General features: G+C 59.8%; 13 protein-coding genes. 6 read left to right on the forward strand and 7 right to left on the reverse strand.

Annotated elements, in window-relative coordinates:
• The first annotated feature begins 119 nt into the window (after positions 1-119).
• The gene (locus NQ014_RS04465; RefSeq protein ID WP_257073925.1) at positions 120-1,079 is read left to right on the forward strand and encodes a diacylglycerol kinase; all 960 of its coding nucleotides are present in this window, start codon (positions 120-122) and stop codon (positions 1,077-1,079) included.
• Positions 1,080-1,135: 56 nt separating this feature from the next.
• Here NQ014_RS04465 and NQ014_RS04470 read toward each other — a convergent pair whose 3' ends face one another.
• The 6 genes from NQ014_RS04470 to NQ014_RS04495 form a co-directional block, all read right to left on the reverse strand.
• Entirely contained in the window at positions 1,136-3,052 is a 1,917-nt protein-coding gene (locus NQ014_RS04470) for an ABC transporter ATP-binding protein (RefSeq protein ID WP_257073926.1), read from the reverse strand.
• Positions 3,053-3,110: 58 nt separating this feature from the next.
• Complete coding sequence (locus tag NQ014_RS04475) at positions 3,111-4,463, reverse strand: hypothetical protein (RefSeq protein ID WP_257073927.1); 1,353 nt, start codon at positions 4,461-4,463, stop codon at positions 3,111-3,113.
• Between the two features lie 32 nt (positions 4,464-4,495).
• Complete coding sequence (gene treS, locus NQ014_RS04480; RefSeq protein WP_257073929.1) at positions 4,496-6,307, reverse strand: maltose alpha-D-glucosyltransferase; 1,812 nt, start codon at positions 6,305-6,307, stop codon at positions 4,496-4,498.
• A 107-nt stretch (positions 6,308-6,414) separates the two neighbouring features.
• Positions 6,415-7,734, reverse strand: a complete 1,320-nt coding sequence (locus tag NQ014_RS04485) for a PH domain-containing protein (protein WP_257073932.1) — start codon at positions 7,732-7,734, stop codon at positions 6,415-6,417.
• 60 nt (positions 7,735-7,794) lie between these two features.
• The gene (locus tag NQ014_RS04490) at positions 7,795-8,283 is read right to left on the reverse strand and encodes a PH domain-containing protein (protein ID WP_257073933.1); all 489 of its coding nucleotides are present in this window, start codon (positions 8,281-8,283) and stop codon (positions 7,795-7,797) included.
• A 231-nt stretch (positions 8,284-8,514) separates the two neighbouring features.
• Positions 8,515-9,789 carry a carboxylesterase family protein gene (locus NQ014_RS04495; protein WP_257073934.1) on the reverse strand — a complete coding sequence of 425 codons (1,275 nt, stop codon included), beginning with the start codon at positions 9,787-9,789 and terminating at the stop codon, positions 8,515-8,517.
• A gap of 108 nt (positions 9,790-9,897) precedes the next feature.
• On the opposite strand from NQ014_RS04495, the gene NQ014_RS04500 reads away from it, so the two are divergent.
• Both NQ014_RS04500 and NQ014_RS04505 read left to right on the forward strand, forming a co-directional pair.
• The gene (locus NQ014_RS04500; protein WP_257073935.1) at positions 9,898-11,952 is read left to right on the forward strand and encodes a M3 family metallopeptidase; all 2,055 of its coding nucleotides are present in this window, start codon (positions 9,898-9,900) and stop codon (positions 11,950-11,952) included.
• A gap of 75 nt (positions 11,953-12,027) precedes the next feature.
• Entirely contained in the window at positions 12,028-12,243 is a 216-nt protein-coding gene (locus NQ014_RS04505; RefSeq protein WP_257073936.1) for a hypothetical protein, read from the forward strand.
• Between the two features lie 359 nt (positions 12,244-12,602).
• Here the strand turns inward: NQ014_RS04505 and malQ are convergent, their stop codons facing one another.
• Entirely contained in the window at positions 12,603-14,822 is a 2,220-nt protein-coding gene (malQ, locus tag NQ014_RS04510) for a 4-alpha-glucanotransferase (RefSeq protein ID WP_257073938.1), read from the reverse strand.
• A gap of 154 nt (positions 14,823-14,976) precedes the next feature.
• Between malQ and NQ014_RS04515 the strand changes: the two genes are divergently transcribed.
• From NQ014_RS04515 to hemW, 3 genes are all read left to right on the forward strand, one after another.
• On the forward strand, positions 14,977-16,809 hold the full coding sequence (locus NQ014_RS04515; RefSeq protein WP_257073939.1) for a long-chain fatty acid--CoA ligase: 1,833 nt from the start codon (positions 14,977-14,979) through the stop codon (positions 16,807-16,809).
• A gap of 205 nt (positions 16,810-17,014) precedes the next feature.
• Complete coding sequence (locus tag NQ014_RS04520) at positions 17,015-17,701, forward strand: hypothetical protein (protein WP_257073940.1); 687 nt, start codon at positions 17,015-17,017, stop codon at positions 17,699-17,701.
• Positions 17,698-18,861, forward strand: coding sequence for a radical SAM family heme chaperone HemW (hemW, locus tag NQ014_RS04525; RefSeq protein ID WP_257073941.1), 1,164 nt, complete (start codon positions 17,698-17,700; stop codon positions 18,859-18,861). Before NQ014_RS04520 ends, hemW begins: the two co-directional genes overlap by 4 nt.
• The last annotated feature ends 9 nt before the right edge of the window (positions 18,862-18,870 follow it).

The following is an 18,870-nucleotide window of genomic DNA, read 5'->3' on the forward strand; positions in this document are numbered from 1 at the left end:
TACGTTTTCTCAAAAAATGTCAATCAATCTTGGTAGACTTTAGTTAGATGCGGAAGCAAAACCGCATAAAGGCCAGATTCGGCCGGTCAAAAGCCCACGTAAAAGTAGGTAATTCTTCGATGAACGCTAACGACAAGGATCTCAACTACCCGCTGGGAACAACTGAGATTCGTACCCTCGCTCTGGTCACTAACCCCCACGCCGGTCATGGCGCCTCGCAGATCGCCTCCGCCCGGGCGAGCCGGGTGTTCGCGGATCGCGGCATCGATGTCATCGCTCTTCAAGGTGCTAACCCCGACGACGCGCGCAAGCTCATCCGTGAGGTCATCGCCGACGGTCGAATTGATGCCCTGGCAGTCTGTGGTGGCGACGGCATGATTAACCTCGCACTGCAGGAGCAGGCACAGACCGGCATCCCACTCGGTATTATTCCGGCCGGCACCGGAAACGACCACGGCCGCGAATACAATCTGCCGCGCGGCAACGCTCGCGATGCAGCTCACGTCATCGCCGATGGATTCTGGACAACCACTGACCTCGGCCGCATCACCAATGAGGCAGGGGACCAGCGCTGGTTCGGCACCATCATGTGTGCCGGCTTCGACTCCATTGTCTCCGACCGCGTCAATCAGATGACCTGGCCACACGGCCGCAACCGCTACAACTTGGCCATCGTCCGCGAGTTCTTGGCTTTTCACTCGCTGCCGTTCCGCATCACGCTGGATGACGATCGGGTTCTCGAAGACCCGATCACGCTGGCCGCTTTCGGTAACACTCGTTCCTACGGCGGGGGTATGAAAATTTGCCCGTCGGCAGACCACTCCGATGGCTTGATGGACATCACCGTCATTGGCAAGGCCGGACGGATTAAGGCCGCCCTTGCTTTCAAGTCCGTATTCGACGGCACCGTTGAAAAAATCGGTGAGGTCAGCACCTATCGCGCTAAGAAGGCCTACGTGGAATACATTGGCCCGCCACGCCAGATGAATGCCTACGCCGACGGCGACCTCATGTTCCCGATGCCGGTCACGGTGGAAATTGTCCCAGGCGCCGGCCGCTACATTGTTCGCCGTCCGTAAAAGAGCGCAAGGAGGTTCTCGTCGTCAAGCTTTCCCGCATGCTTGACGACGGCGCGTTACCCCTTGATTCCGTAGCTCTTCAGGCGCAGACGATCCGCCGCAGAAGCTGAGGCCGTCAGGCGCAGCAGCTCGGCGTAGATACCGTCAGTCTGTGCCAATTCGGCGGGTGCGCCCACCTCGTCGACGTGACCGTCTCGCAGCGTAACGATGGTGTCCACATCGGAAATCGTGGACAGGCGGTGGGCGATGATGACCGTGGTGCGCCCCTCCATCAGCTTGTCCAAGCCACGCTGAACTTCGCGTTCTGCCTTGGTGTCCAGTGCCGAAGTGGCCTCGTCCAGGATGAGCAGGGGAGCATCCTTCAAAATTGCGCGCGCGATGGCGATGCGCTGCTTCTGGCCACCCGAGAGCTTCAGACCTCGCTCGCCGATAGTGGTGTCGTAGCCGTCGGCGAAGCTGCGGATGAAGTCGTCGGCGTTGGCCTTCTTCGCGGCGGCAATGATTTCTTCGTCGGTGGCATTGGGTTTGCCGTAGGCGATGTTTTCCCGAATCGTGCCGGAGAACAGTGACGAGTCCTGGAACACGACGGCAGAGCCAGCACGCAGAGTGGAACCGGAAACCTCGGAGACATCCGACCCCAGCACGCTCAAGCGGCCTGCGGTCGGGGCGTAGAAGCCGAGCAGCAAGTTGACGATGGTGGACTTGCCGCCACCCGACTCGCCGACCAGGGCGATTTTCTGGCCCGAGTACGCCTGGAAGCTGACATTGGAGAGCACCGTCTTGTCCTCTTCGTAGGCAAAATCCACTGCGTCGAAGTCGACAATGGGAGCGCCAATTGCCTCCTGTTCGGCTGCGCGTTCCAGGGAGGAACGGTGGGCGCTGTCGACGGACTCTGCGTCTGAGGTGGAACCAACGGACGCGGAGTCGAAGTCGCCGTTATTCGCGGTCGCTGCACTGAGCAGCTCCGGCTGCGTGCGGGCCTCTGGAGTAAGCTCCATGACCTTGAAGTAATCGCGCGAACCGGCGACTGCGCGCTGGGCAGCGTCGACCAGGAAGCTCATCATGGTCACTGGTTGGCGCGCCATGTTAATCAGCTGAATGAGCATGACCATGGTGCCGATGGAGAATTCTCCCGACAGCGTACGCAGGAAAAGCAGCAGGTAGATGCCTGCGAAGATGATGTTCAAAATGCCCCCGCGAAGGGCATCCATGCGGTGCCACCACGTTGACTGATCGCGGGTCAGGGAGATGGTGCGGCGGAAGCGGGAACCAAAGAAAGCGATTTCGCGCAGCTCCGCAGTGAAGGAGCGGACAACCTTGACTTGGCCGATGACCTCGGCAAAACGGCCACCGGCGATATCGATTTGTTCGTTCTTTTTCGCTTCAATCTTCTGCCAGCGCTTCGAGGTCAGCGCGGTCAGCAGGGTGTAGACCGGGAAAACGATAATTAATAGCACCGCCAGGGGCCAGTAGTGCCAGGCGGTGATGCCCAGTACCGCGCCGACGGTCAACAGCATCGGGAAGAAGTTGTTGGAAAACGCCTGGAGGAACTGCGTGATATTGGTAATCGAGCGTTCCAGGCGGGCGATAATTGTGCCGGTGACCTGGCTGTCGAAATAGCGCTGCGGCAGAGACAGCAGCTTCGCGTAGTAACGGGTCGACAGAATCTCGCGCATGCGCGCAGTCATCACATCGCCTAGGTAACCACCGATGTTATGCACGATGGTTTGCGTCAGATCGGCAATCAGCAGCCCGATGACCAGCCAAATCACGGTGCGAGTGGTGTCGGACATCGCCGCTTGGCTCAAGCCTTCATCGCTGGACACCGCGCCGACGATGGCGTCGGTGGCATCGCGGATGAGGAAGGGGCTAATCAACGACGCGGCGGCGGTGGCCAGCGAACAGACGATGACCCCGATATAGAAAGGCCAGAGCACTCGCGTGGTGGATAGGATTCTGCTGAGCAGACGCACGAAAGACCTCTATCTTACGGGGTGGTGCCCCCGCTATGAATTTACTGCGACGAAATCCCTATCCTAACAGCGAGCGCACAGCACCAAGTGGCAGCGGCAGCCAGTTGGGGCGGTTCTGGGCTTCGTAAAGGCACTCGTAGATGGCCTTATCCAGCACGAACGCTTCCAACAGCACCGTGTCACTGCTGTCGCCATAGCCCTCCAGGAAGGCATCGATATTACGGCGAGCCCACTGCTCAACACGTTCGGTCGCTGCCTCGGTGTCCTCACGTCCCGTCAGCAGTGGGTAGTGAGCGGCGTAATCGAAAGAGCGAATCATTCCGGCGATATCGCGCAGGCGGTGATCCGGCAGACGGCGCTCCTCCCACGGGCGCGACGGCTCGCCTTCGAAGTCAATCAAGCGCCATGAGCTCGGCGTGCGCAATACCTGCCCCAAGTGCAGATCACCGTGGATTCGCTGGACGACGGCACCACCTTCCGGCACCGCAGCCTCTGCGCGATCGAAGATAGCCTGCGCCTTATCCTTGACCTCAGCAATTTGTGGCACCACACCAGCGACGAAGTCCAGGCGAGCGCGCAGGGGAGCCACCAGCTCCGCACCGGTCAGGCGTTCCTTTACCGCGACAGCGGCGGCGAGGCTGCTGTGCACCGAGGCCACTGCTTCGCCGAGCGCACGGGCTTCGGAGGTAAAGTCGGTGCCCAAATCTTCCAACGGGGTCTGGGCGTCGCGGATGGCATCGCGCACCGCGCCGAGAGCCAGCTCCCAGCCATCGACCGAGTTCGGTGCGAACTCTTGCAGCATTGCGGTGGTGTAGGTGTCCTCGCCAATGGTGGTCTCTACCCAGGAATAGAGCTCAGGTACGAACTTGCAATCCGCTTGGGCGAGTGCGGCCAGCAGCTCCACATCGGCATTGGTGCCGGGGTAGAGGCGACGGAAGAACTTGCACATCACGCGGTCGTCGAAAATGACCGAGGTATTCGACTGCTCTACTCCCATGGGGCGGCCGGATTCCGGTCGGGGCTGCTCAGAGCCCGGCACACGCCGCAGTTCCATGCGGCCGAGCTTGCCTTCGTCGGAAAGCTTCTGGCCGAGTGCCGTGATGGCATCCGAATCGATCAGAGCGTCGTAGCCGACGATGCCCTCGGCGCGAACCAGTAGGGACTGCTCGTGACCCTCGGGGACGTCCTCCGCCCAAGCGATGGGCAGCTGATAGGTCGGTGCGGAATGTGCGGTGTGCACCCTCACCAATGCGATATCGACATCGGGACTGCCGGGATTGTCGCGCAGTACGGGGTCAAGCGCGAGGATCTCGACGTGGTCGATGTCAGAGACCTTGTCAGCGAAAAAGCGCATCTTGACCAGTGTGTCTGCCAGCTCTTCGGCAATGAAATCGGCGGTGGGAATAGTCATTTCAGTTCATTCGCCTTTCGGGACTTAAAAGATCACTCTCTATTATCGGCGTTTGTGACGGCATCGGCTGCGGCATCGGCGGCGGTGCCTGAGTGCTCGCGTGATGACGTCACCGGCGCGTCCGATATCGCCTGCGCAACCGGGATTGTCGGCGCCGACATGGAGGCGCTCGATTCGAGGTTTGTCTCTGGCGGCAACTGGATTTCGAACCAGTAGAAACCGTGACCAGGAAGCGTGATCTGGTAGAGATCAGTGCCAATCGTAGGGAAGGGCACCGAACCTGTGAGCTCTACCGGGGTGGCACCGGCGAACTCGGACAGATCCAGTGAGACGGCCGCGGGGTAGGAGGACAGGTTGTTGACGCACAGCAATACTTCGTCGCCGAATGTGCGCAGATAGGTCAGAACAGAGGCCGTGTCGCTGTTTAACTCGCGGAAATCGCCGAGACCAAAAGCCTCATAGCGCTTGCGGACCTGAATCAGTCGACGCACCCAATTCAACAGGGAGTTAGAGTAGCTTGCTTGGTTTTCGACATTGACCGCCTGGTAACCGTAGGTCGCATCCTGAATGGTCGGCAGATAGAGCCGACCCGGGTCGGCCTTAGAGAACCCGGCGTTGCGGTCGGGCGACCACTGCATCGGTGTGCGCACGCCATCGCGGTCGCCGAGCCAAATGTTGTCGCCCATACCAATTTCGTCCCCGTAGTAGAGCACCGGCGAACCCGGCAGGGAGAGTAGCAGGGCATTGAAAAGCTCGAGCTGAGTGCGGTCATTTTGCAGCAGTGGCGCTAGACGACGGCGAATGCCGATGTTGGCCTTCATCCGCGGATCATGCGCATACTCGGCGTACATGTAGTCGCGCTCGGCATCGGTGACCATTTCCAACGTCAGCTCATCGTGGTTGCGCAGGAAAATGCCCCACTGAGCCGAAGACGGAATCTCCGGCGTGGACTCCAGGATCTCCGAGATGGGGAAGCGGGACTGCTTGCGCACCGCCATGAAAATGCGTGGCATGAGTGGGAAGTGGAAAGCCATGTGGCATTCGTCGCCACCGACCTCTGGGTCGCCGAAGTATTCCACCACATCGGAGGGCCACTGGTTGGCCTCCGCCAGCAGGACGCGACCCGGGTATTCCTCATCCATGACCTTGCGGCAGCGCTTCAGAAAAGCGTGGGTCTCGGGCAGGTTCTCGCAGTTAGTACCTTCCCGCTCGAAGAGGTAGGGAACGGCGTCGAGGCGGAAGCCATCGATGCCGAGATCGGACCAGAAGCGCAGCACATCGAGCATCGCTTCCTGCACCGCCGGATTGTCATAGTTCAAATCCGGCTGGTGGGAGAAGAAGCGGTGCCAGTAGTACTGGCCGCGTACCGGGTCGTAGGTCCAGTTGGAGTCCTCGGTATCGACGAAGATAATGCGTGCGCCCGAGTAGGTGTCCGGGTCGTCGGTCCAGACATAAAAGTCACCGTAGGGGCCATCGGGGTCAGTGCGCGACTGCTGGAACCACTCATGGCTATCGGAGGTGTGGTTCATCACCAGGTCAGTAATAACGCGGATACCGCGCGCATGGGCCTCGTCGAGAAGCACCTTGAAGTCCTCGACCGTGCCGAACTCGCCGAGAACGGCGCGGAAGTCGCGGATATCGTAACCGCCGTCGCGCAGCGGGGAGTCGTAGAAAGGCGGCAGCCAGAGGCAGTCAACGCCCAGCCATTGCAGATAATCGAGCTTCTCCGTCAGCCCTTTGAGGTCGCCGGAGCCGTTGTTGTCGGAGTCGAAGAAGGCCCGGACGAGCACTTCATAGAACACCGCGCTGCGGTACCACTCGTAATCTTCCTTGGCGATAGTCATGCATCCCAGCGTAATGACTATGCCACTAGCCTGCAGAGAGAGTTTTCCTGCGAGATCCGACAAAACCGCGCGAGACGGCCGTCTTGGGAGATCTCATGAAACACCTTTTAAACAGCCTTGTGTTCCTGAATCAGTGCGGCGAGCTGATACGCATCTGCCAGTGCCAACTCCATTGCCACCGGTGTGACAGTTCCTGGCACCATGTCGACCCGCACGTTCGCCACGCCCGCTGCTTTCTTCAGTGGAGAAATGGTTAGCGTATGCCCTTGGATGCGCTGCCAGGGGACCATGAACCGCGTATGCCAGAACCGACCCTTGGTCACCAACAGTCCCCGGCGTGTGGCCTGCACCTTTTGAAATTTCCAGTCAATTGGGCTGAGCCACCATGCTGCACGCGGAGTCTGCCAGGAGCCCAACAGGTCATCGGCAGAGGCCGGTCCCGCAATCTCAGTCATCAGGTAATCGACGATCGTATCCGTCTCCGCCGCCGGCGCCACGGGCACCAGCGCATTGTTCGACTGTGTGGCGTCCAGGCCATAACCCGCTACCGAGACATCCGCACGAGACCATTTCCATGGGCGCCACCACAGGGGTTGCACCACTTTCATGCCATGAATGCGATCGATAGGAATGGTCTGAGCGCGCGTCGACAACAGTCCGGCGGTAATCGCCAGACGTCTGCTTTCCGACGACATCTTCAGCGTGAAATCCCACGAGTGATTTAGTACCCCGAAAAGGCCGAGCGCGAAACTGCCAATCACAATCAGAGTAGTAATGGTTACTCCGCTGAGGATTTCCACGATGAAGTCGGTGAACAGCGCAGAGACAACGGCCAGGAGGATGAGAGCTATGCCGACGAAAAGACCGGGTCCAATGGCCACGGATGTAATCAGCCGTCCGACATCGACCGGGCCAAAGATGGTCTTCGCTTCGGGCATGCGAGAGGACATGTGAGCGCTGGAGTCGAGGGGCGCGGTGGAGCTGTCGCCGTCGTAAAGCGAACGTGCCAGCTCGGTGTCCAGCTTTTCTACCTCACCCAACACGTCAGCGCGGAACTGTTCGCACTGCGGGGGAGTGAGGTATTTGATTGTGAAGTGTGAATCGGAGCCGCCGGCTGTTTCAATGACAATTTCGGCGAGCCCGAAAATGCGCGCCAACAATGGTTGGTTGATATCCACCGCCTGCACGCGGTCGAGCCGTGCCGCGCGTCGAGAACGCAGTAGCCATCCGGAGCCGTAGCGAACCTCATCGTCGGTGAGCTCGTAGAACGTATACCGCCAGGACAGCCACGAGAAAAATGCAATCAGACCAATAATTATGGCGACCGCACCGGTACCGACAAGGAGACCGAGCCATGCCCAGTCGTAGAGCTGAGTCACGACCGCAACGGCCAACTGCCACTGATTCGCGACTGCGAATGCAGTCACCGCAGCGATTGTGGCAAAGCTTTTGAGCAGCGGAGATAGGGGATGAACTCTATGCCTCATTTAGAGACCCGCCATCCGGTCGTGGGCGCGCTGAGATAGACGAGCGCGCAGGGCGAGCGCTTCTTCACGTGGCAAACCGTGGACGGCTGCATCCGAGCTCGCCGATGCGGTGTTGAGCTTCAGCGTTGCCAGTCCGAATAGTCGAAGGAGAGGTCCTTCATCGATGTCGATGAACTGGATTCGTCCGTAAGGGACGACAGTGACCGAGCGCCACCAGCGTCCGGACGCAACAATGAAGTCGTTGTCCTCTTCGAAGTATCGGTGGGCACGAACTCGTCGACCGATGAGCCAGTAGATATATGCGAAGTAGAGCACGCAGGCGAGGACACCCAACCACATCCACGGAGTCCACATCACAGCGGCGACGACGGCTGCAATCGTGATAACTAGCAGGGGAGCGGCGTGCGCGATTCGCTTCACCTTAGCCAGCGCGGGGTCGACCGGCTGCAGCGCGGAATTCTCGGGGACTAGTAAATCAAGTGGCTCCATAGTTGACAGTTAAACACAGAGGGTAAAGCTTGCGTCTGGCCTGGTGCTTCGGTAAGAACGGTGGCTATGGATCGCAGGAAACTCATAGCAGTACTCATCACGCTGATTACCATTTTGGTCTGCGTAGAGATTTATCGGTACATGCAGACTCTGCCGGCTTAAGTTGCTGGGCTCAGTTGTTGAGCGCAACAGCACAGCGCTAACCAGCGCAAGCTTCACCCGCCTTATTCCCTATGCACCAAAGAGCTGGCGCGGAGCCGCCCACGCATCGATGGCAATGCCCTCGACTGCCTGGGCGTCAGCGCCGGTAAAGGTAGTCACCTTGCGGTCGTCGTTGTAGCGGGGCATGTGTGAGGTGCCTTCGCGGATGAACTCGACCGCCACTTGGTGGAATGGATGGTTGGGCTCTTTCATACCGAAGAAGCGTGCAATGTCGATGCAGTGCGGAGCGCCACTGGTGCGGCCAGCAGGTGCATAGCCCAACCCCTCTCCCGGTTCGAACTGTGCCGCCCACACATCCAGCTCAGCCGCCACGGACCGTTCGGCGACTTTAACAGCGTATGAGCGAATCGCTGAGTCAGAAATGACATTCCCCATCGGACGCTCGGCATAGGCGGTGGCCGGAAATTCGCCGTGGCCGCGATGCCCCTTGGCGTAGCGCCGAGCCATCCACTCCCGCATGGGCAACTTGTCCATCGCCACAACCGGCGGTTCTGAGAAGAACTCTTCGCTGGTGGCAGTCACCATCGTTGGCAGTGTGGGAGCAAAGCTGTCAAAGCGAGGCCCAATTGCGGGATCCGAAGGCGAGGATGCCGACACCAATTTCTGGGCCCGAGCGACCCTGCGTTCGTCGGCACGCGAAAAGACGTCGGTGGACGGCGCACGTCCCACACCGATGCCTGCCAACGTGCGGCGGAGGCGTGAGCCGGACAGCAGCGAGAAGGCCGGCGACATGGCAATGGTGCGTTGGATCTGGCCGCGCGTGCGTTCGTCGGCTGCGAGGGTGAGCGCCAGCGCCGCACCCGCCGATTGCCCCGAGATAGTGATGTTGTCGATATCGCCGCCGAAGGCAGGCGCGTTACGACGAGCCCACTGCAGCCCCAGATACAGGTCATCAATGGCCCGGTAGGTCTCTGTTTGACTGTCGCGCCAGAATCCCTCGAGGCCCTTGCGGTATCCGAGCGAAACGGTGATGATGCCTGCCTGTGCGAAGGCCGTCGCGTCCGTCCAGGGCTCGGAGGGATGCCCAAACTCGTAGCTACCACCGTGAATCCACAGCAATACGGGATAGGAAGCGTCCGCGGGTCCAGCCGGTGCGGTGACGGTGAGAACTAACTCGCGCTCGGGCTCACAGCGCCGAGTGCCCGACTGCGGGCCGTCGGCTACCGGTGCCGACGCGGCAAACGGAGCAGCATCTGCGTAATCGATATTGAAAACTTGTATTGCGCCATCGTGAATACGGCCGGTTAGCCTCCCGCAGGGAGCGGAAATAGTCGTCTCTGTCATGGCGGAAAACGCCTCCTCGTCACGGTTGGTCCTGCCAGAAGGGCGGGGAGTCTGTTTCAGACGGTAGGCTCACTCTGGTTTTTCGAGCACGCTACAGTTGAATTCACTATGACCAATGATGCACGAAATCCACTGTTGACACCGTCGGAATTGTTCTGCGAATTGCCAGATTTTGCGGCAATCGATGACAGTCACGTTCGCGAGGCCTTTAGCGAAGCAATGCGCAGCCATGCACGCGAGATCGACGCCATCGCCACGTCGTCGGAGGCGCCGACCTTTGTTAATACCATCGAGGCAATGGAGAAGGCGGGCCAGGATCTGGACCGCGTTGCTGCTTATTTCTTCAACGTTGCCGGTACGGACGCCACCGATGTCCGCATGGAAATTGAAGCCGAGATTGCCCCGCAGCTCACAGCACACCTGGATCAGATTCGCATGCGCAGTGACCTGTGGCAGCGCATCAATGCCATTGACAGCGTTGACGATGCCGCCAATCCGGAAGAGGCGAAGCTGCTGCTGAAGAAGGTCCGCGAAGACTTCCAGCGCGCCGGTGCGGACCTCAGCGACGAGGACAAAGCGGAGCTCAGCCGCATCAATTCCCGCCTCTCTGAGCTCTCCACGGCTTTCGGCGAAAACCTGCTGAAGGACACCGTCGCGCGCGCCGTGGAAATCTACGACCGCGAGGAGCTCGCCGGGCTTTCCGACGACGCCATTGCGTCCTTCGCCGCCTACGCGAAAAAGGCAGACACAGATGCGCCGTGGCTGATTCCGCTGGATCTACCATCAACTCCGGCACAGCTGGCTGACCTGGATAATCCAGCTACTCGTGCCAAGCTCTACGAAGCCTCGCTGGGGCGCGCGGGTGCTGCCTCCGGCAAGTTCGACAACTCCGACATTGTGCTGGAAATGGCGCGCCTGCGTGCCCGCCGTGCCAAGCTGCTCGGCTACGACACGCATGCGGATTACGTCATTGCCAAGGAGACGGCAACCACTGCGGAGGCTGCTCGAAAGCTCATTGCAGACCTGGCGCCAGCTGCAATTGCCAATGCTGAAGGCGAGTACAAGCGGGTCGCTGATCTGGCTGGCGATGAGACGGTCACGGGCGCTGACTGGCCGTATTGGGAGCGCCGTCGTAAAGCGGAAGAATTCGCAGTCGATACGGAGGAACTCAAGAACTACTTCGAGCTGCACCGTGTCATCGAAGACGGCGTGTTCTACGCTGCCCGCAAGCTCTACGGCATTGAGGTAGTTAAGCGCGAGGACCTGCAGGGATACGCGCCGGGCACGACCGTGTGGGAGGTACGCCAGGGCGGAGGCGAGACCATCGGCCTGATTATTACGGACTACTTCTCGCGCCCGACTAAGCGCGGTGGTGCGTGGATGAGCTCGTTTAGGGATCAGTCCCGTCTGCTGGGGCGCCTGCCAGTCGTGGTCAACGTGATGAACATCGCCGAAACCGAGCCGGGAACCCCGGTGCTACTGACGCTCGACGAGGTCACCACTGCATTCCACGAGTTCGGGCACGCCCTCCACGGTCTGCTTTCCGATGTCACGTACCCGACCTTCTCGGGCACTAACGTCCCGCGCGACTTCGTGGAATTCCCCTCCCAGATCAACGAGAACTGGGCGCTTGAGCCGTCCATTCTGGCCAATTACGCCGTCCACGTTCGTACCGGTGAGCCGATCCCGGCCGAGCTAGTCGAGTCGGTGAAGAAGGCCCGCACCGCTGGTGAGGGATTTGCCACGGTTGAGTACCTCGCCGCGTGCGCCATCGATCTGGCCTGGCACAGCCTCACCGAGGAGGAAGCAGCTCAGGTCACTGATGTTGATGCCTTCGAAGCGGAAGCACTCGCCGAACTCGGCCTCGACGTTCCCCACCTGGCTCCGCGTTACCGCTCCCGCTACTTCAACCACATCTTCGCCGGCGGTTACTCGGCGGGCTATTACTCCTACCTGTGGGCAGAGGTGCTCGACGCGGACGGTTTCGGTTGGTTCACCGACAACGGCGGTGCCACAATCAGCGGCGGTAGCCACTTCCGCGAGGAGATTCTCTCCCGTGGTGGCGCCATCGATTTTATGGCCGCCTACCGTGCCTTCCGAGGCCGCGACAAGGACATCCAGCCGCTCCTCGAACGCCGCGGGCTGTCGGGCACTGATGCCTAGCTTCACGCTTTACGACGAGCGCCGCGACCGCCGCCCACTGGTTATTCCGGTCACCGGCAGGGTAGGTTGACACTCATGGCAGAAGCATTCGACAGGGTAGGGCAGTGGCTTATTCAATTGCCACTGCTTGCGCAGGTCAGCGTGCTATGCGCGGTTCTGCTGGTAGTCGGAGGGTTTGTTGCTTTCGTTCTCGTTGGCGCAATCGATGTTGTCAGCGGTCATCTGTGGCAGAGGTCGGTGCGCCGGCGGGAGCGCTCGCAGGAGCGTCGAGGAGCGGACAGCGAGAGCTAGCCGATGAGGTAGTGGCCTTGCGGATAGCTCACCGGGAGGCCCGATGAATTGAGCTGGGACGAGCCCCCTTTAAGTGTTGGGTCGCTATCGCTGCCCTAAGGTATGTCTTAAAGTATTAGGAAATTTGCCCAACAGGCTAGAGTTGGGTAGTTCGCAAATATTTCGCAGTAGGGAGCTGAGTTAGCATGCATCGGTCGAGGCACTCGAAGGTCCTACTTGCCCTAATCGTTTTGCTTCTTCTCATCCTCATCGCTGGTGCAGTCACCGATTTCCAGTTTTAGCCTCGGTTTTAGTGCCGGGCACATAACCTGAAAGATCGGTGAACAGCAAAAATGAGGGATTAATCGCTCACGAACCAATTAACGCTTGAATCCGGGGAAGCGAGGCAGGTCCTCGACAAGCACGGCCTTGCCCTCGGCATCGGTTAGCGGAATGCACCAGTTCGGGTATTGGTCGTGGCTCGTGCCCGGCTGGTTCTGAGTACGACGATCGCCGACCATGTCCACCAGGGCCTCACACTTCAGCGCGGATGGCGTCTGGTCGAGGAAGCGGTGCAGGCCCGTGACCAGTGCGTCAATTGGTGGCAGATTATCGCGAGTAAGGGACTGAACATCCATGTCCGCAGCAGCCGTGTCACCAAAGCACCCAGCTTCCTTGGCAGCGCCCAAAACCTTTCGAATCCACTCGAAGTCCCGGCGATCTTCCTCCGCGACGTCGGAAAGCAATAGCCCCAGGCGTTCCCGTAGCTTGATGTGCTCGCCTGCGAGGTAGCCTGCCGTCGGCGGCAAATCGTGCGTGGTGACGGAGGACAGGCACAGGCTGCGGTAAGCGCTCGGTGGTTTCGGCTGGTCGCCCTCGGATTCAAACCACACAATCGAGGTGCCCATGATGCCCCTCGAAGCCAGATAGTCCTGCACCCACGGCTCGAAAGTGCCCAGGTCTTCACCTACGACGACGGCCCCAGCGAGCTCGGCCTCAAGCGCGAGAATGCCGACCATTGCCTCGTGGTCGAAGTACAAGTAGGTGCCGTTGACAGGGGACTCCATCCGCGGCATGACCCAGAGGCGGAACATACCCAGCACGTGGTCAACACGAATGCCACCTGCGTGGCGAAGGATTGTGCGCAGCATGTCGCGCCAGGGGCGGTAGCCGGCCTCGGCTAGCTTGTGCGGGTTCCACGGCGGCTGCGACCAGTCTTGACCGCGCTGGTTAAAACCGTCTGGCGGTGCGCCAACAGAGATAGCCGGAGCGAGCCAATCAGCGAGGTTCTCGGCATCCGCACCGCCGGGGTGCACGCCGACAGCAAGGTCGGCCATGATGCCGATGCGCATACCCGCATCCAGTGCGGCCTCTTGCGCCTGACCGAGCTGCTGATCGAGAATCCACTGCACCCAGAGGTGGAACTGGAAGATTTCCTCCCGCAGCGATTCGACATTGGCGTGGTTGCCCAACGGTGGAACCAACTCGATCCCGTTTGCGGTTGCGGCACCAGAATCAGAAGCGGTAGCGCGTGCAGCATCGCGGGCAGCAGTGCGGTCTGCGAGCTCACGCTCGGTGCACCACGACGCGTAGTCGTAAATGCCACGGCCCTCGGCCACCAGCCAACGGTCAAATTCCGCCTGGCGTGCGCTGGACAGGGGGATCTTGTGAATTGCCCGCAATACCTTGAGCTTTGCAGCGTAGATGGGGTTGCGGTCAATCTCATCAGAACTGTGATTGAGCTGGTGGAAAGAGTCCGCCAACGCACGGGCTTCATCGGCCTCGTCCTTGTCCAGGTACCCGAACTCGTCTATAAGCTCTGGACGAGCGTACAGCGGATTGACGTAGCGACGCGTGGTGGGCAGGTAAGGCGAATCTTCTACCGGAGGCAGTGGTTCGGCGGCGTGCAACGGATTGATGAGGACGAAATCAGAGCCCGCGTGCTCTGCACTGACCTGTGCCAAGTCGCCGAGGGTGGCGAAGTCGCCGATACCCCAGCTGCGGCTGGAGCGTACCGAGTACAGCTGTGCCATGACACCATGCGCAGGATTCTGCACGTACTTGTCGGCAGTGGCGAGACGGTTGGGGGTTACGGCCAAATCACACTCAGCGACGTGGTCGTCGTTGACTGCCCGCAACCGGTGCCAACCAAGTGGCAGATCCTCTGGAATTGCGAAGGCGGCTTCTCCCATCAACGCATCGCCGACCTGGCGAGGTGGAACCAAGTGGTGCACCTGTGCGCAGGGCCATTCTGCGCCGTCCTCCAGTTGCACAGTCACGCTGACATTGCTGCCGTGCGGTACATGAACCAGAACTCGGTGGAAGATACCCCGGCGGGTAACTACCACGGGTGGCAGAAGTCGAGACCACTGCGTGTCCGCCCACTCACGACGGGCGTCGTTGATTTCGTCATCGCTGGGGTTTGGGCCCAAATCGATGTCGAGGGCAGCGAGAGTTTTCAGCACTGTCTCACGAGAGACGTGCACTAGTTGACCCTCGGTGGAGTAGTAGGAAACCCCAACTCCGACATCTTTAGCGAGGTCTGCGAGTGGAGAGGGAAGGGGAGGATTGGAAGCTGCCTGTGTCACGCTTTCCATCATGCCAGTTTAGAAAAACTTTGCCAGTAGTAAGGTAAATCACTTCGTTATCGAAATATTTACTGAAATCACAACGTCGCCGGGTTTGATGTTCTAAGTTGATTCCTAACGAAACCAACGACAGGCAGAACTACCGAAAGTAGGGGTTTGTAACTCGATGCGTGAATATACTACCGAGGCGAAATACGTCATCGGCGAGGACGAAACGATTATTACCTCGCTGCAGGAGCTGGTGCAGAAGCGCCCGAAGCTGGTGCTTTTCACCCGCCCCAAGAACTTTGAGTGGGTAAATGTCACCGCTCAGGAGTTCTATGACGAGGCAAAGGGGGTCGCTAAGGGGCTAATTGCCAACGGTGTGCAGCCGGGCGACCGCGTAGCGCTGCTCAGTGAGACTCGCTACGAGTGGAACCTGATCAATACCGCTATCTGGATGGCAGGCGCTGCTGTTGTCCCGATTTACGGCTCTTCTTCGTCTGGCCAAATTCGTTGGATTATTGAAAACTCCGGTGCTGTTTTCGCATTTACTGAGTCGCGTGAGCACACCGACCGCATGAAGCCTCTGCTGGTCGAAAAGGGTACCGAGAACCCGGAGGGCGAGTCCCAGCTGCGTCGTGTGCTGGAGATTAACGCTTCCGCTACTGACACCATTAGCTACGAAGGCCGTGACATTGACGGCGACGAGGTCGAGCGCCGCATCAAGGACACCAAGGCCGACGACCTGGCAACCGTGATCTATACCTCCGGTACCACTGGCCGCCCGAAGGGCTGCGTGCTCCTGCACAGCAACTGGCTGGCGGAGGCTCGCGCCATCCTCACCAACGAGATTGGCCTGATTGCCCGTCCGGGTAACCGCATTCTGACCTTCCTGCCATTGGCGCACGTGTTGGCTCACGCAGTGTCCCTGGCTTCGATGATCGCGGGTGCTACCCAGTCTCACTGGGCTGATACCAAGACTGTCACCCTGGAGTTCCAGCGTTCTCGTCCGCACCTGATTCTCGGTGTGCCGCGCGTGTTCGAGAAGGTCCGTGACTCCGCTTACGCCTCCGCTAAGGAGAAGGGTGCATTCGGTCTGGCCATGTTCGAGCGTGCTGAGGCCACCGCCATCGAGTACTCCAAGGCGCTGGATACTCCGGCAGGTCCGTCGCGTGTCTTGAAGCTGCGTCGCCAGCTCTACGATCGCCTGCTGTTCTCGAAGATTCGCGCAGCTATGGGTGATGCCGTGCAGTACACCATTTCCGGTGGTTCGGCTATGTCCTCTGACCTCGGGCACTTCTTCCGTGGTCTCGGTGTGCCTGTCTATGAAGGCTACGGTCTGACCGAGTCCACGGCAGCCGTCACCGTGAACAACCCGAGTGAGCAAATCATTGGCACCGTTGGCCGTCCGGTCGGTGGCTGTTCCGCCGCTATCGCTGATGATGGTGAAGTTCTGCTGCGTGGTCCGGTTGTGTTTGACCGCTACTGGAAGAACGAAGAGGCAACCAAGGAAGCCTTCATCGACGGCGAATGGTTTAAGACTGGTGACCTCGGTGAGCTGACCGAAGAAGGCCACCTGAAGATTACCGGCCGCAAGAAGGACCTCATTGTCACCGCCGGTGGTAAGAATGTCGCACCGGGGCCGATGGAAGACCGCATGCGTGCGCACCCGCTGGTGTCCCAGGCAGTTGTCATTGGCGATGGTCGTCCGTTCGTCTCCGTGTTGGTCACTCTTGATGAGGAGGCACTGGAGAAGTGGAAGATTGAGCACTCCGTCCCCGAGCACACCTCGATCCGTGAACTCGCTGCCTCCAGCGCAGTTTTGCGCGCCGAGATTCAGGACGCCGTCAACTCCGCTAACGAGCTGGTTTCTCACGCAGAGGCCATTAAGAAGTTCCATATCCTGGACAAGGACTTCACCGAGGAAAGCGGCGAGCTGACCCCGACTATGAAGGTCAAGCGCAACATTGTCATAGACAACTACTCGCGTGACATTGAGGCTCTCTACCAGCGTTAATTCACGGTCTACTCGCTGTCGGTAGAAAACGGCAGCGTGTTGTTACCGCGCTAGCGCCCCTCACCCCATTAAGGTGAGGGGCGCTAGAAATTTTTAAGGAGTTTTCAGTTTTCGAAAGTCGGCATTCGTCAACATTCGTCGGTATTTGAAAGCGGAAAACTGCAATGATGTCACCGACACCGAAGATGTCGTGGGAGGGCGGGCAATGATTAACCACTTCGATGCTCGGCTACGCCTGCGCGAAGTGACCCAAGAGCTCTACGACATTGGTGACGAAGTTGCCGAACACATCGAGCACCTCGCTCAGGCGGTTGCTGATGTAGATCGTGAGCTGGTGGACGAATGTGTCCTCGAGCTCGCTGACATCGTCGACGAGGCCGTTGAAGACTGCCGCCCCCTGATTGGTGAACTCGATGGGCTACGCCAAGCTTTCACCTCCGGTATTCGCTCGGGGCGCATCGGTACTCTTTCTTCAGCTTCTACCCCGCGACGACACCCGCATCCGGCGCCGAAGTCACCGGATGTGCAGTCGCTGTCACTCATCCCGGCACCGTTGAAGCACCCGGTTGCAGTCCCTACGGTTACGCAGGCCATGATTGCGCGTTCCGATGCCGTGACCTCATACCTGGAGGAACTCGCCGATTGGGTTTCCGCTGAGAACATTCGAGGCGTGGAAAAGCTCGGTAGTGTGGTGCTTCCGCAGCTATACGCGCAGTCTGGTCGCCGTGCACTGTCCGCTGCCGCCGCCTGGTGCGTTGCTGTTCCCGAAACTCATCCGGCAGTTGCCAATGCGCTGCGCGGCCGCAGGCCTCCGGAGTTCCTCATGGAGCGCGCCCGCATCGATGAAATTGTCCGCCGCGTCAAGCAACGTCGAGCCAAGGAGCATGCGTGAGCGAAGCCTCCGCACACACCGATTCCTTCGGTGTCTACTTACACGTCCCATTCTGTGCCACTCGTTGTGGCTACTGTGATTTCAACACGTACACGCCAGGTCAGCTGGGCAGTGGCGCAACGCAGGGAGACTACCTCGATGCCATCGTGGCTGAGCTCGAGATGGCCGTCGTAAAGCATCCTGAACTCGCGCGTGGCGCCGATACCGTATTTATCGGCGGTGGTACGCCGTCGATATTGGGGGCGAGCGGTCTTCGTCGCCTGCTCGACGGTGTGCGCAACAGCTTTGGGCTTGCCGACGACGCCGAGGTCACTACCGAGTCGAATCCCGAGTCGACCTCTCCGGAGTTCTTTGAAGGCCTGGCCGAGGCAGGGTTTACCCGTGTGAGCTTGGGCATGCAGTCGGCCGTGCCGCATGTGCTGGCGACTCTGGATCGTACGCACACGCCGGGGCGTCCTGCGGCAGCGGTGGCGGAGGCGCGCGCAGCCGGTTTTGAGCACATCAACCTCGACGTTATCTATGGCACGCCGGGGGAGTCGATGGCCGACCTCGATACGACGCTGGAGGCGGTTCTGGCCACGGAAGTCGATCATGTTTCGGCATACTCGCTGATCGTCGAGCCAGGTACCGCGATGGCACGTAAGGTTCGTCGCGGTGAGCTGCCGATGCCTGACGACGACGATCTCGCCGACCGCTACGAGCGTATCGATGCTGCACTGGGTCAAGCCGGTTTCTCCTGGTACGAGGTGTCCAACTGGGCAAAACCGGGCGGCCAGTGTCGCCACAATATGCTCTACTGGCGCGATGGAAATTGGTGGGGTGCCGGCCCCGGTGCGCATTCGCACATCGATGGCACGAGGTTTTACAACGTCAAGCATCCAGCTCGCTACGCAGCGACCATTTCCGGCGACGAGCTGCCGATTAAGGATTCAGAAGGGCTGACTGCCGAGGATCGGCATACCGAGAAGATTATGCTGGGCCTCCGCCTGGCTGAGGGCATTGATGCCAATCTGCTCGGTGAGGATGAGCTGGGCAAGGCGCGTCGGCAAGCGGAAGCGGGCATGGTGGAGTTTGTTTCCGTCGATGGTGGCCAGCGGATTCAGCTGACAAATCGCGGTCGTTTGCTGGCCGACGCAATAATTGTTGACATCCTTAGTTAAACTATCCGC

Source organism: Corynebacterium sp. 5QC2CO, assembly GCF_024580435.1.
GTDB lineage: Bacteria > Actinomycetota > Actinomycetes > Mycobacteriales > Mycobacteriaceae > Corynebacterium > Corynebacterium jeikeium_D.